The sequence below is a fragment of the Paraherbaspirillum soli genome (assembly GCF_042654985.1).
GTDB lineage: Bacteria > Pseudomonadota > Gammaproteobacteria > Burkholderiales > Burkholderiaceae_D > Paraherbaspirillum > Paraherbaspirillum soli.
On the sequence record NZ_JBHSMT010000014.1, the window covers coordinates 23,261 to 37,528 of the forward strand.

Genomic DNA, 14,268 nt, shown 5'->3' on the forward strand with positions numbered 1-14,268 from the left:
TAAAGAGAAGCTCAAGGAAAGTACCAAGAAAAAGATCCATTTCGGCCAGCCCAGCCATTCTTCCGAACACAACAGGCCGACGAAAAGTTTTGCAGTGCGCAGTATTTGCAGGAAATGAATGCCGTTTAATGCCGTTGATTTGACGGTGCAGCTTCCCGCAGTGGTGTGGTTGTTTTACTTTGCCGTGACTGTCGTCAAAAAAACAGGAGGAATCAATATGGCATCAGGTCTATGGTTTGCTGTCGTTTGCGGTATCGTCGCCGTCATTTACGGGCTGGTCTCGCGCAGCTGGATATTGAAGCAGGACCCCGGTAATCCACGCATGCAGGAAATCGCGGCAGCTATCCAGCAAGGGGCCGCCGCCTATCTGGCCCGCCAGTACCGCACTATCGCCATGGTTGGCATTGTGCTGTTCATCATCATCGCGCTCATCCCAGGGCTGGGCCCGATTACCGCAGTCGGCTTTATGGTCGGCGCATTGTTGTCAGGCGCCTGCGGTTTCATCGGCATGAATGTCTCGGTGCGCGCCAACGTGCGTACCGCGCAGGCCGCAACCAAGGGGATGAGTGCGGCGCTGGACGTGGCTTTTCGCGGCGGTGCGATTACCGGCATGCTGGTGGTCGGTCTCGGCCTGTTGGGAGTGACGCTGTTCTTTCTGTGGCTGGTATCGTTTGAAGGACGATCCGGGGTCTCACTGCACGACATTATCCGGCCGATGATCGGATTGGCATTCGGCGCTTCGCTGATTTCCATTTTTGCCCGCTTGGGCGGCGGCATTTTTACTAAAGGCGCCGATGTCGGCGCCGATTTGGTCGGCAAGGTCGAGGCCGGGATTCCTGAAGACGATCCTCGCAATCCAGCGGTGATTGCCGATAACGTCGGCGACAATGTCGGCGATTGCGCCGGTATGGCAGCGGATCTGTTTGAAACCTATGTGGTGACATTGATCGCCACCATGTTGCTGGGCGCATTGTTGATCAAAGGGGCTGAATTGCAGGCGGTCCTGTATCCGTTGATGCTTGGCGGCGTGTCGATACTGGCGTCGATTGCGGGATGCTCGATGGTCAAGGCCAAACCCGGCAAGAAAATCATGTCGGCGCTGTACACCGGTCTGCTGTGGGCCGCCGGCCTGAGCCTGATCGGTTTTGCGGTCGTGACCTGGCTCATTCTGCCGCCGTCGATGCGGGTGCCGATGATGGGTTCGGCCATCATCGGTATCGTGTTGACCGGGTTGATGGTGTACATCACCGAGTATTACACCGCCACCGAATTCAAGCCGGTGCGCCACATCGCCGAAGCCTCCACTACCGGCCACGGCACCAACATCATTGCCGGTCTCGGCGTGTCGATGAAGTCGACGGCCTTTCCGGTATTGGCAGTGTGCCTGGCTATCCTCGCTTCATACTGGCTGGGTGGCCTGTACGGCATTGCGATTGCCGCCACCGCCATGCTGTCGATGGCCGGCATCATTGTCGCGCTCGATGCCTATGGTCCGATCACCGATAATGCCGGCGGCATCGCCGAGATGTCCGGCTTGCCGGAGTCGGTACGCGCCATTACCGACCCGCTGGACGCGGTTGGCAATACCACCAAAGCGGTTACCAAGGGCTATGCCATCGGTTCTGCCGGGTTGGCGGCATTGGTGCTGTTTGCCGACTATACGCATGCGCTGGATTCGGTCGGCAACAGCACGGCATTCGAATTGTCGAATCCGCAGGTGATCGTCGGACTTTTCATCGGCGGCTTGATTCCCTATTTGTTCGGAGCGATGGCGATGGAAGCTGTCGGACGTGCCGCGGGCGCGGTGGTGATTGAAGTGAGACGCCAGTTCCGCGACATCAAGGGCATCATGGATGGCAGCGGCAAACCGGAATACGACAAGGCGGTCGATATGCTGACCTCGTCCGCGATCAAGGAGATGATCATCCCGTCGCTGTTGCCGGTGGTGGTGCCGATCCTGGTCGGTTTGTTATTGGGACCGGCGGCGTTGGGTGGGCTGTTGATGGGCACGATCGTGACCGGCCTGTTTGTTGCGATCTCGATGACTACCGGCGGCGGCGCCTGGGACAACGCGAAGAAATACATTGAAGACGGTCATCACGGCGGCAAGGGTTCGGACGCGCACAAGGCCGCGGTGACCGGCGACACCGTTGGCGATCCGTATAAGGATACCGCCGGCCCGGCGGTCAATCCGCTGATCAAGATCATCAATATCGTGGCTTTGTTGCTGGTGCCTTTGTTACCCGGGGTGGGGTTGAATCAGACTGCGACGATGGGGCAGCGGATGCTGCCGATCCTGGTAGAACCGTCTGGCGCGGAGAGTGTCGGCAGCAATGCCGGCGACAGCAGCGACCGGCAGTTACCGACGCCGGCGCAGACGACGATTGTGTATTTTGAATCCGGCAAGACCGAAGCCGCAGCGGGTACGGCTGCACAGTTGGCGGCCATTGTGAGCACGGCCAAAGCCAAAGCAGATGCCAAAGTGGTGTTGAGCGGGTTTCACGATGCCACTGGCGATCCTGCGAAAAATGAGGAAATCGCAAAAGAGCGTGCCAAGAGTGTGAAAGCCTTGTTGTTGATTGCAGGCGTTCCTGAAGATGCGATCGTGCTGGAAAAGCCGCGGGTGACGACCGCAGGCGACAACGCAGAGGCGCGGCGGGTTGAGGTAAGCATTCGATGAGAACTCAGGGTGGCGGCGCAGAGTTAATTGGGGCAGTGCGCCGCCATACTCGGCCCGCGACGTCGCGCCATATCAGATGCCGCATTCCCCAAAGTCCGTCCCCCTGTTAATCTCATGTCCATGCAGATAAAAACAGGCCTGATATTGACCGGCGGCGGCGCGCGCGCCGCGTATCAGGTCGGGGTGATGGACGCGGTGGCTTCCATTTTGCGGGGGCAGGGCTGGCCGTCCGAGCGCAATCCATTCGACATCATTTGCGGCACTTCAGCCGGCGCCATCAATGCGACGGCGCTGGCCTGCCGTGCCGATCACTTCGGCGAAGGTGTGCAAAAACTGCTGGACGTGTGGGAGCACTTCACGGTCGAACAGGTATATCGCGCCGACTCGCTCGGGATATTGCGTTCCGGTGCGCGCTGGTTGTCGTTGCTGTCTTTCGGCTGGTTATTGCGCAAGTGGCATGCCAATCCGCCGACTTCACTGCTCGACAACACGCCGCTGGTTACCATGCTGCATCGGCTATTGGATCTGGAACGGCTGGACGCGGTTTTAAACAAGGGCGCGTTGCAGGCGCTGGCGATTACTGCCTCGTCATATAGCGGCGGTCAGCACATCACGTTTTATCAAAGCAGCGCTACGGAAATCCAGAACTGGACTCGCAGTCAGCGGCGTGCCGTCAGGGATCAGATCGGGGTCGTGCATTTGCTGGCGTCGTCCGCGATTCCATTCATCTTTCCTGCGGTCCCGATTTATTGCGATGGTCGCCGGGAATATTTCGGCGATGGTTCGATGCGCCAGCTGGCGCCGATTTCTCCTGCGATCCATCTCGGCGCCAGCAAGGTGCTGGTGGTCGGCGCTGGCCGCCGCAAGGAATCGCCGTCGGACTTGCCGCTATTTGCCAGTTATCCCAGCCTGGCGCAAATTGCCAATCATGCACTCACCAGCATTTTCCTGGATGGGCTGGCGGTCGATATCGAACGCCTGCAGCGGATCAATCACACCTTGTCTTTTTTGACCGAGGAGCAGCGTGCGCAAGTAGCGTTGAAGCCGGTCGACATGTTGATCATTTCTCCATCGGAGCAGATCGACGATATCGCGTGCAAACATATTGACAGCTTGCCAGTGCCGATCAGGGTCCTGTTAAGCGGCCTTGGCGGCACCGACGCGCACGGCGCCGGGCTGGCCTCTTATTTATTATTCGAGTCCGGCTATACGCGCGACCTGATCCGGATGGGAAAAAAGGATACGTGGGCGCGTCAGGATGAGGTGGTGAATTTTTTTTCCGATCGGTCAAGCACGTAGCTTTTCTGGCGATGCGCAACGATCAGTGCCACTGACGGTGATGATACGGGTTGATTCGGTTTGAGCAACACGTTACCCTACGGTATCGGTTATTTCAAATTTGTTAAATTGATGTCAAATCATGCAACTCAGGGCCGGCTCTCCGGTCCAAGCCCGGGCTTCAGCTTCGCGTTTATGCGCAACTGGATGCTGCTTCTGGTTGGCTTACTGTTCTCTTTTCAGGTTTTTGCACGCGGGCCTTTGCCGCCGGATGTGGTGCCCTTGTCGCAGCTTCCGCGAGAAGCGCAAGCTACGCTGGTGCTGATTAAACAAGGCGGGCCGTTTCCGTATGCCAAGGACGGAGTGGTCTTCGGCAACTATGAGGGGGTTTTGCCAAAGCAAAAGCGCGGGTATTATCACGAATTCACGGTCAAGACCCCACGCGCCCGTAATCGTGGTGCACGTCGTATTATTGCCGGTGGCAATCCCCAGTATTCGGGGGAATATTATTACACCGACGATCATTACCAAACTTTCAGACGCATTCAAGAGTGACTGAGATACAAAAACAACAGCAATCCATCATTGCTCTAGCTGAGGGAAAAATGAGTTTGTTTAAAACCGTGCAGCCAAATGTAGTGCAGTCCATTCGCGCCTTTCGTGTGACCGACTTGCAGGCGGAGGCTGAAGGTCTCGGGCAGCATTTCTTGTATGCGTATTGCGCGGATGCAACGACCAAACAACAAGTTTTATCGAATATCGCGCAGTCTTTTCACTTCCCCAAACATTTTGGCAAGAATTTCGATGCGCTTAAGGATTGCCTGACCGATCTGGCGTATAAAGCCGGTGCGCAACCCGGCTTTGTCGTGGTGTTGGAGCAATTGCCGAACACGCCCAAGTTCGACAAGGAGGCGCGCGAAACTCTGCTGGATGTGTTCCGCGACAGCGCAGATTTTTGGGCCGACAAGAAAGTAGCGTTTCGAGTGTTTTACTCGTTTTCAGTGCAAAACCTGCTTCCCTGATACTTGAGCCGAAGGGCAGAGCGGACGGCCGTTCTTTTGCTGTAGAGTATTTTTTCGTTCTTGGCCTGCTTTCGCAAACAGCCTAGCACCTGTTGCAAAAATAATATTTTGCAGGTGCTTTTGATCAAAAACAGTAGTGCAGAAGGTACAATGCGCGCCATGAAAAGCATTGTTATCCTGATTTCCGGACGTGGCAGCAACATGGAAGCCATCGTCCGCGCCGCTCAAACCGAGCAATGGCCTGCCAGAATCACCGCCGTCATCAGCAACCGGGCCGATGCCGCGGGCCTGACGTTCGCTGCCGCGCAAGGCATCCCAACGGCCGTGGTGGCGAATAAAGATTATCCCGATCGTGAACGGTTCGATGCCGCGTTGCGGACCGTGATTGATGGATTCTCCCCCGATTTGATCGTCCTGGCCGGATTCATGCGTATCCTGACCGCGCCGTTCGTGCAGCATTATGCTGGCCGCATGTTGAATATTCATCCCTCACTGTTGCCCAGTTTTCCGGGTATCGCGACCCATCGGCAGGCTTTGGCAGCGGGTGTCAAAGTGCATGGCGTTACTGTGCATTTTGTGACTGCAACGCTGGATAATGGTCCGATCGTGGCGCAGGCGGTGGTGCCGGTACATCAAGGCGACACCGAGCAGACACTGGAAGCGCGGGTGCTGATTGAAGAGCATCAGCTATATCCGCGTGCAGTGCGCTGGTTTATCGAGGATAGCCTAACCATCGAGGACGGCCGCGTGTTGGTGAGTGAACAATAGTGAACATCAGCGCTGATTAGGCGCGCCGCATGTGGCAACACAAAACGACGTAGCAAGTAGTAGCAACACCGAAAGATTTTTATGAAAGATTCAACATGAGATTGCCACCAGCGATCATCGGTCATACCGAAGAAGTCCTGCGCGAAATTTTGCGTTTTACCGGCCCAGCAGATGGCACCTTGTCGCGCTATTTCCGCGAACATCCCAAGCTTGGTTCGCGCGAGCGCGGAGTGGTCGCGGAAGCGGTCTACGGCTTGCTGCGCAATAAATCGATTTACACCAGTTTCGCCGAATCGGGTAATGGCCCAACCATGCGTCGCATGACCTTGCTGGGTCTGGCAGACGCCGTCGGCGCCGACGCCTTGGGCGGCTTGTCCGAAGAAGAAACAGAGTGGCTGGAGCGGGTCGCCCTGATCGACCGCAGCCTGATGCCGGCGGCAATGCGCGCCAACCTGCCGCAGTGGCTGTTTGAGAAACTGGTGGCGCGCGACGGCGAAGCCACGACCTTACAACTGGCCGACGCAATGAATCAACCGGCACCGCTGGACCTGCGCGTCAATTCTATGAAGGCAACCCGCGAAGAAGTCGTCGCGGCCTTGGCTGAGGCGCCGATTCTGTGTGAGCCAACGCCTTATGCACCACTCGGTTTGCGTGTGATAAAAAAACCGGCGCTGCAAAATCTGCCGCTATTCAAGAACGGTGCGATCGAAGTGCAAGACGAGGGCAGCCAGTTGCTGGCGCAAATCGTCGGCGCCAAGCGGGGCGAAATGGTGGTCGATTTCTGTGCCGGAGCCGGTGGCAAGACGCTGGCGCTGGGCGCGACGATGCGCAACACCGGTCGTTTGTACGCATTCGATGTGTCCGAGAAGCGGCTGGCAAAACTGAAGCCGCGCATGGCGCGCAGCGGTTTGTCGAATATTCATCCGGTACTGATCGCGCATGAAAACGACAGCAAGGTAAAACGTCTGGCCGGCAAGATCGATCGCGTGCTGGTCGATGCTCCTTGCAGCGGCCTGGGCACTTTGCGTCGCAATCCCGACGTCAAATGGCGTCAGACGCCAGAAACCATCGTCGAAATGAACGCCAAGCAAATTGCGATTTTGTCGAGCGCGGCACGCTTGGTGAAGTCGGGCGGTCGCCTGGTTTACGGTACCTGCAGTTTGCTGGATGAAGAAAACGAAGCTATTGCCGCGCAGTTTTTGGCAAGCCACGAAGATTTTGCGCTGCTGCCGATGAAGGATGTTTTGGCCGAGCAAAAGATCGTACTGGAGATGGGCGACTACCTAAAATTGCTGCCGCATCAGCATCAGACCGACGGCTTTTTTGCTGCGGTATTCGTCCGTAAGTAAGTGCTTGAAGGCCCGTCGATGAGGCGCCTGCCTTGCCTGATTCGCCGCATCGGGCAGGGCATAGTGATCTGCGCAGCACTGGCTTCTGCGTCGGTCGGTGCCTTCGATTCCGCTGTGCCGCCGCAAAGTGCGGTGGGCACCTTGCAGCCGGCATTTGCACCGTGGGACGACATCGAGGGCTTGATTGTCGAGAACCTGGCTATGGCCAAAAATCAGGTACTGGTCCAAGCCTACCTGTTGAGTAATCAAAAGATCGTCGATGCCTTGATTGCCGCCAAGCGGCGCAGGGTCGATGTCCGGGTGCTGGTCGACGGCCGGCAGATGGAACAAGTTGGGGCAAGCAAGGCGGCAGCATTGGCGGCCGCCGACGTACCGGTCTGGTTGGAAACGCGCTATCAAAATGCGCACAACAAAGTCATTGTGATTGATCCAGACGCTACCGATGCTACGGTGATTACCGGCAGTTTTAATTTCACCTGGAGCGCACAACATAAGAATGCCGAAAACATTCTGATCGCGCGCAAAAACCCGGCGTTGGCGGCGCGTTACGCCTTGAATTGGGAGCGTCACCGCCAAGACGCTATTCCGTACACAAAATAATGCCGGATATTCTCACTGATTTGATCAACGACTTGGCGAGCAATCTGCGGGCGCCCGGTTTGTTGGCGCAGGCTGGATTGCTACTGCTATGTATCGGCCTTGGCTGGCTGCTGGCGCGTGTGCTGCGCCGCACGTTTACCGTGGCGGGAGTCAAGCCGCCGGTGATGCAGATTGGCCTTGGCAGTTTTGCCCAGGTATTGACGCCGATACTGACCTTGCTGCTCTTGCTGCTGGCCAGGTTGGCCCTGTTGAAATGGCATCAGCCGGTCAATTTCCTGCGGCTGATGATTCCATTGGTAGCGTCCTTGGCGCTGATGCGTTTTGTGTTTTACGTATTGCGCCGGATTTTTGCGCGCAATAGTAGCGTCGGGACCTTCCTGCTGCTGTTTGAAAAGACTTTTGGCGCATTGGTATGGATCGGCTTGCTACTGTATATCACCGGCTTGTGGCCTGATTTGGTGGCGTACCTGGATAGCACGATCATTCCGATCGGCCGCTATCAAGTCTCGCTACTGGCAATCCTGCAGGCACTGGTGTCCGTACTTGTGACCGTGGTGATCGCATTGTGGGCCGGCGCCACGCTGGAAGAGCGCCTGATGCGCGTCAATACCATGCACTCGTCAATCAGGACCGTGGTTGCACGCATGGCGCGTGCGTTCCTGATTGTGGTCGCTTTGTTATTGAGCCTGTCATTGGTCGGTATTGATCTGACAGTGTTATCCGTGTTCGGCGGTGCATTGGGCGTGGGGCTTGGTCTTGGCTTGCAAAAGATCGCCAGTAGTTATGTTTCCGGTTTCGTGATCTTGCTGGAGCGCAGCCTCGCCATCGGCGACATGGTCGGGGTCAGTACGTTTTATGGGAAAGTTACCCAGATCAATAGTCGTTATACCGTACTGGAAGGGCTGGACGGCGTTGAGTCGGTCGTGCCCAATGAAGTGTTCATGAGCAATGCGGTCCAGAATTATTCATTGACCCACCGTATTTTGCGGCTTGCAACACATGTAACGATCGCTTATCAGGATGACGTCGAACGGATATTGTTATTGCTTGAGCAAGCTGTTATCGCTGTCAACCGTGTTTCGAACGATGTCCTGCCGCAGGCTTTACTGCTGAAGATTGGTGCGGACGGTCTGGAGCTGGAAATTGGATTCTGGATCACCGATCCCGAGAACGGGCGCCTGAACGTGTTGTCTGACGTTAATCGTGCAATCTGGTGCGTGCTGCAGACCAACCAGATCAAGGTGGCGCAAGTGAAACGCGATATCAAGCTATCGCAGGAAGAAAATCTCGGCACCAATTCGCAACAAGATTCGCCAAATATCAAAAGTGCTCAATAATAAGGGTACAATTACGGTCTAAATTCGGCTAACTGTTCGGTAACTACCCTTCAAATTACCCGTATTGCACTGCAAAATAACTGCAGCTAAGTAATTCAATTATGGAGTACACAATAGTGTTCAATGCAATTCTGGATTTTTTATCGAATGGTTTGATGGGCGCCAGTCCGTGGCAAATCGTGGTGTTCACGCTGGTGGTGACGCACATCACTATCGCTGCAGTGACTATTTACCTGCATCGTTGCCAGGCGCATCGCGCACTTGAGCTGCACGCGATCCCCAGCCACTTTTTCCGCTTCTGGTTGTGGTTGACCACCGGCATGGTCACCAAGGAGTGGGCTGCTATCCACCGCAAGCATCACGCCAAATGCGAAACCGAAGAAGATCCGCATAGCCCGGTGACACGCGGCATCAAAAAGGTTTTGCTGGAAGGTGCGGAGCTGTATCGCGCTGAATCCAAGAACCTTGAAACCATGGAAAAATTCGGTCACGGCACGCCTGATGACTGGGTTGAAAAGAACGTTTATGACAAGCACAGCGCATTGGGTATTGTCGCCATGCTGTTCGTCGACCTGATGCTGTTCGGCGTCGCCGGTTTGACCGTCTGGGCAGTTCAAATGCTGTGGATTCCAATCACCGCCGCCGGCATCATCAACGGCATCGGTCACTATTGGGGCTATCGCAACTACGATTGCAATGATGCTGCGACCAACATCATTCCATTCGGCATCATCATCGGTGGCGAAGAGCTGCACAACAACCACCATACTTTCGGTACTTCGGCCAAGCTGTCGTCGAAGTGGTACGAATTTGATATCGGCTGGATGTATATCCGGATTCTGGAAACCTTCGGGCTGGCCAAGGTCAAGAAAGTTGCGCCGGAACCGAAGTTCAATCACGCCAAAGCGGTACCGGATCTGGATACATTGCAATCGGTGATCGTCAACCGTTACGACGTGATGGCCAAATATGCGAAATCGCTGAAGACTGCCTGGCGCGAAGAGCGTGAGCATTTGGCAAGCATGGCTAAACTGGAGTCCGGGTTTTTGAAATCATCCAAGAAATTGCTGCAACGCGAACCGACTAAACTGGAAGCCCCGCAAAAGCAGCAGTTGACGGAATTGTTCTTGCACAGCAAAGCGTTGCAAACCATGCACGAAATGCGGGTTGAGCTGGGTGCGATTTGGGAGCGTTCGCATTTCACCCGGGATCAGTTGCTGCATCAATTGCAAGACTGGTGTGCGCGTGCCGAAGCTTCCAAGATCAAGGCATTGCAGGATTTCTCCTTGCGCTTGCGCAGTTATTCCTGAGTCAAGTTAATGGCGACGATGCATTAACTTGCTTCAATAGAACGGTCCTTTTTGGGCCGTTTTTTTTTTGCTCGCATAAATCATTACTGGCGCGTGCATATTCTGCTCTGCATGCCAAACGCGACTGTTCCAGCTATCGGTGACATTGCATAAAGCCGCGCGTAAAATTGCGTGGCGCAAACATTAGGAGGTCTTTAGTGTCGAGTTCACATTTGCAAATTGGCTTTGCTCTGCTCGCGTTTGGGATGGCGCTTACGCCTGGGCCGAATATGCTCTATCTGATTTCGCGCTCGATTTGCCAGGGCCGCAAGGCTGGATTCATTTCGCTTGCCGGTGTCGCTGCAGGATTCTTGTTTTACATGCTTTGCGCGGCTTTTGGCATTACCGCTTTCCTATTTGCGGTCCCATTTGCTTATGATGTGCTCCGGTTCGGTGGCGCGGCTTATTTGCTATATCTTGCTTGGCAGGCAGTCAAACCGGGCGGACGCTCACCATTTCAAGTCAAAGATCTCCCTCTCGATAGCGGCCGTAAGCTATTTCTGATGGGATTTCTCACCAATCTGTTAAATCCCAAAATTGCTTTGCTCTATCTTGCGCTGCTGCCACAGTTCATCGATCCGTCCGCTGGCAGCGTTCTGGTTCAGTCCTTGTGGCTGGGTCTGGTCCAGATTTGTATCAGCATCACGGTCAATGGAATTATTGCGCTCGTTGCCGGGTCGATTGCAGGGTTTCTTGCAGTTCGACCGAGTTGGATTCTGGTCCAGCGCTGGGTGATGGGAACGGTTTTGGCCGGATTAGCGGTTCGCATTGCGCTGCAAGCGCGTAAATAAGCAGGTTCGTACAGCCGAAAAAAAGCCTCGCAAGACGGATGTCTTGCGAGGCTTTTTTTAAGACTGGATCGATTACTTGATCTTGGTCTCTTTGTACTCAACGTGCTTACGTGCCTTCGGATCAAATTTCATGATCGACATTTTTTCCGGCGTCGTACGCTTGTTCTTTGTCGTTGTGTAGAAATGACCGGTACCTGCGGTCGATTCCAGCTTGATTTTGTCGCGGCCTGATTTCGCCATGATGGTTCCCCTTTATTCTGCTAGTTAGACTTTTTCGCCACGAGCGCGCAAATCGGTCAACACGGCATCAATGCCGATTTTGTCGATTACACGCAAACCGGCGTTGGACAGGCGCAGGGAGACCCAGCGATTTTCAGACTCGACGAAAATACGACGATTTTGCAAGTTAGGCAAAAAGCGACGTTTCGTTTTGTTGTTTGCATGGGAAACATTGTTGCCGACCATCGGCCCCTTCCCAGTGACTTGGCAGACACGTGCCATGTTTTACTCCTTGAATATTTCCGAAATTGGAAAAAATGCGAGTATATATAAAAAAATGAGATTTTTCAATGACTTGCGGAAAACAATTGTGTCTTTTGTGTTTTCAAGATTTAACAATTTGACGGTGCAAGTATTTCATAGCTGTCCATGCTCGGCAAATGAGTAAAACTGGGTGCCGGCCACAATGAAATGATCGAGCACGCGCACATCGATCAATGCCAGTGTCTGTTTTAGTGTTTGCGTCAGACTGCGGTCGGCGGCGCTTGGGTCGGGTGATCCGGATGGGTGGTTGTGCGCCAGCATCACGCTGGCGGCATTGTGCGCCAGTGCCGCCTTGACCACTTCGCGCGGATAGACACTGGTGCGGGTCAGCGTGCCGCGGAATAGTTCATCGACCGCAATGAGTCGATTTTTGACATCCAGGAAGAGCAGCACGAACGATTCATAAGGCAGGTTGCACAGTAATAACTGCAGATACTGTTTGACTGCCATAGGCGAATTGAAAGTAGCGCTGGTTTGCAACTCTTCTATCAATGAGCGTCGGGCCAGCTCCAGTACCGCTTGTAGTTGGGTAAACTTGGCTGGACCGAGACCGCTGATGACGGAAAAGTCGCTGAGCGAAGCCGCGAACAGACGATTCAGCGAGCCGAAATGCGTCGTCATATCGCGCCCCAGATCGACTGCGCTCTTACCCGCTACGCCGGACCGCAGAAAGACGGCTAGCAACTCTGCATCGGAAAGTGCCCGTGGGCCGTGTTTGATCAAGCGTTCGCGCGGCCGTTGATCGGCTGGCCAGTCTTTGATTGCCATGGTTTGGTGTGAGGGTAGGAACGTCGGGTTGAGAGTGTCGTTATCCAGGTCATCTGCTTGAAGGTGACATACAATAGCAGCTTTCGACGAACACTTGATTTTTTCTTAATAGTATTTATGCCTAATTCATCTGTCCCAATAGTTACCGAAGCATCCTATTTGACCTTGCACTATCGTCTTGCTTCGCAGGATGGAGAGGATATTGTCAGCACCTTCAAGGAGTCGCCGGCTACACTGCAGTTCGGCATGGGGCAGCTGGCGCCATTCCTGGAACACTGCCTGCTTGGTTTGGAGGAAGGTACGCATAAAACCTTTGACCTGCCGCCGGAACAAGCCTTTGGGCCGCGCAATCCCGAATTGATTCAGCGCGTTTCGCGCGCTACGCTGAAACAGAATTCCCAGTTGGGCGAGGAATATCGTGTAGGTGATCTGGTCGAGTTCGCGGCGCCTGGCGGCGGTCAGTTTGCCGGTGTGCTGCGTGAGATTGACGAGCAGGGCGCTGTGTTTGATTTCAATCATCCGCTGGCTGGCCAATCGGTCAAATTCGAAGTAAAGATTATCGGCATTTTGTAAGTTGAGGGATCTGAATATGGGCAAAGAAATTCTATTGGCGCAACCCCGTGGTTTCTGCGCCGGTGTTGATCGCGCGATCGAAATTGTCGAGCGCGCACTGCAACAATTCGGGGCGCCGATTTATGTGCGTCACGAGATTGTGCACAATGCCTACGTGGTCGCCGACCTACGCAATAAAGGAGCAATCTTTATCGAGGAACTGGCGGATGTGCCGGCCGGGAATACGGTTGTTTTTTCGGCGCATGGCGTCTCCAAGGCGGTGCAGGCAGAGGCGGAAGCACGTGGCTTGACAGTCTTCGACGCCACTTGCCCGCTGGTCACCAAAGTGCATATGGAGGTCGCCAAGATGCGCCGCGAAGGGCGCGAAATCGTCATGATCGGCCACGACGGTCATCCCGAAGTGGAAGGCACGATGGGGCAGGCGGAAAGCGGCATGCATCTGGTCGAGACCGTGGCTGACGTCGACAAACTGGAGGTGGCTAATCCCGAATTGCTGGCTTACGTTTCGCAGACCACGTTGTCGGTCGATGACACTGCGGATGTGATTGCCGCATTGAAGCAAAAATTTCCATTGATTACCGAACCGAAGAAGGGCGATATCTGCTACGCCACCACCAACCGTCAGCAAGCCGTCAAATTCATGGCGCCACAGGTTGATATCGTGATTGTGGTTGGCAGCCCGAATAGTTCCAATTCCAATCGCTTGCGCGAGGTCGCCGAGAAAAAGGGCACAGTCGCCTATATGGTTGACAACGCAGCACAGATTGACGCTGCCTGGCTGGAAGGAAAGTCCCGCATCGGCGTCACTGCCGGCGCATCGGCGCCGGAGGTATTGGTGCAGGCAGTCATCGATCGTCTCAAGGAATGCGGTGCGAAAAGCGTGAGCACGCTGGACGGCGTCGAAGAGCATGTCACGTTCCCGATGCCGAAAGGTTTGGCGCGCGCCTGACCACGAGGGCTGCTTCAGAAAATCGGTGGGGGATTAGGAATGTTCTTGTCATCCGATAGACAAAAGTTGGGCAAATGAAATTTTTGTCCTGAACTATCCCCCCGCATATTAAGTTGCCTGAATGAAATCATTCCGGCTAAGTTGCCGGTCTGTCAAACAACTGTCGATTCGCCCTGTCGAACCAGCTCTTTTGCTGCATTTCAAAGCGAAATTAAATTCAGAAGAATCTCATCTTTTCCAGCGATAGTTTTTTGTTTTCCT

At 54.7% G+C, this 14,268-nt stretch carries 15 protein-coding genes; 12 read left to right on the forward strand and 3 right to left on the reverse strand.

What is annotated here, in order from left to right; all coding sequences use genetic code 11:
• Positions 1–217 precede the first annotated feature (217 nt).
• From ACFPM8_RS10425 to ACFPM8_RS10470, 10 genes are all read left to right on the forward strand, one after another.
• Positions 218–2,680, forward strand: coding sequence for a sodium-translocating pyrophosphatase (locus ACFPM8_RS10425; protein WP_378997704.1), 2,463 nt, complete (start codon positions 218–220; stop codon positions 2,678–2,680).
• A 114-nt stretch (positions 2,681–2,794) separates the two neighbouring features.
• Entirely contained in the window at positions 2,795–3,979 is a 1,185-nt protein-coding gene (locus ACFPM8_RS10430; protein WP_378997480.1) for a patatin-like phospholipase family protein, read from the forward strand.
• Positions 3,980–4,090: 111 nt separating this feature from the next.
• Positions 4,091–4,513 carry a guanyl-specific ribonuclease gene (locus tag ACFPM8_RS10435; protein WP_378997705.1) on the forward strand — a complete coding sequence of 141 codons (423 nt, stop codon included), beginning with the start codon at positions 4,091–4,093 and terminating at the stop codon, positions 4,511–4,513.
• 50 nt (positions 4,514–4,563) lie between these two features.
• Positions 4,564–4,980 (forward strand): barstar family protein, encoded by a 417-nt coding sequence (locus tag ACFPM8_RS10440; RefSeq protein WP_378997481.1) that lies wholly within the window; start codon positions 4,564–4,566, stop codon positions 4,978–4,980.
• A 159-nt stretch (positions 4,981–5,139) separates the two neighbouring features.
• Complete coding sequence (gene purN / locus ACFPM8_RS10445; RefSeq protein WP_378997482.1) at positions 5,140–5,748, forward strand: phosphoribosylglycinamide formyltransferase; 609 nt, start codon at positions 5,140–5,142, stop codon at positions 5,746–5,748.
• 95 nt (positions 5,749–5,843) lie between these two features.
• Complete coding sequence (locus ACFPM8_RS10450) at positions 5,844–7,097, forward strand: RsmB/NOP family class I SAM-dependent RNA methyltransferase (protein WP_378997483.1); 1,254 nt, start codon at positions 5,844–5,846, stop codon at positions 7,095–7,097.
• 18 nt (positions 7,098–7,115) lie between these two features.
• Positions 7,116–7,697 (forward strand): phospholipase D-like domain-containing protein, encoded by a 582-nt coding sequence (locus ACFPM8_RS10455; protein ID WP_378997485.1) that lies wholly within the window; start codon positions 7,116–7,118, stop codon positions 7,695–7,697.
• Positions 7,697–9,034 (forward strand): mechanosensitive ion channel family protein, encoded by a 1,338-nt coding sequence (locus tag ACFPM8_RS10460; RefSeq protein WP_378997486.1) that lies wholly within the window; start codon positions 7,697–7,699, stop codon positions 9,032–9,034. Before ACFPM8_RS10455 ends, ACFPM8_RS10460 begins: the two co-directional genes overlap by 1 nt.
• A 101-nt stretch (positions 9,035–9,135) precedes the next feature.
• On the forward strand, positions 9,136–10,344 hold the full coding sequence (locus ACFPM8_RS10465) for a DesA family fatty acid desaturase (protein WP_378997487.1): 1,209 nt from the start codon (positions 9,136–9,138) through the stop codon (positions 10,342–10,344).
• A gap of 245 nt (positions 10,345–10,589) precedes the next feature.
• Entirely contained in the window at positions 10,590–11,174 is a 585-nt protein-coding gene (locus tag ACFPM8_RS10470; protein ID WP_378997706.1) for a LysE family translocator, read from the forward strand.
• 72 nt (positions 11,175–11,246) lie between these two features.
• Here ACFPM8_RS10470 and rpmG read toward each other — a convergent pair whose 3' ends face one another.
• From rpmG to radC, 3 genes are all read right to left on the reverse strand, one after another.
• The gene (rpmG, locus tag ACFPM8_RS10475) at positions 11,247–11,414 is read right to left on the reverse strand and encodes a 50S ribosomal protein L33 (protein ID WP_014005218.1); all 168 of its coding nucleotides are present in this window, start codon (positions 11,412–11,414) and stop codon (positions 11,247–11,249) included.
• A gap of 24 nt (positions 11,415–11,438) precedes the next feature.
• Positions 11,439–11,675, reverse strand: a complete 237-nt coding sequence (gene rpmB, locus ACFPM8_RS10480; RefSeq protein WP_014005219.1) for a 50S ribosomal protein L28 — start codon at positions 11,673–11,675, stop codon at positions 11,439–11,441.
• 135 nt (positions 11,676–11,810) lie between these two features.
• Positions 11,811–12,485 (reverse strand): RadC family protein, encoded by a 675-nt coding sequence (radC, locus tag ACFPM8_RS10485; protein WP_378997488.1) that lies wholly within the window; start codon positions 12,483–12,485, stop codon positions 11,811–11,813.
• Between the two features lie 117 nt (positions 12,486–12,602).
• On the opposite strand from radC, the gene ACFPM8_RS10490 reads away from it, so the two are divergent.
• Together ACFPM8_RS10490 and ispH are read left to right on the forward strand one after the other, a co-directional pair.
• Complete coding sequence (locus ACFPM8_RS10490) at positions 12,603–13,058, forward strand: FKBP-type peptidyl-prolyl cis-trans isomerase (RefSeq protein ID WP_378997489.1); 456 nt, start codon at positions 12,603–12,605, stop codon at positions 13,056–13,058.
• 16 nt (positions 13,059–13,074) lie between these two features.
• Positions 13,075–14,007: a 4-hydroxy-3-methylbut-2-enyl diphosphate reductase gene (gene ispH / locus ACFPM8_RS10495; protein ID WP_378997490.1), complete on the forward strand. Its 933-nt coding sequence runs from the start codon at positions 13,075–13,077 to the stop codon at positions 14,005–14,007.
• Positions 14,008–14,268 lie beyond the last annotated feature (261 nt).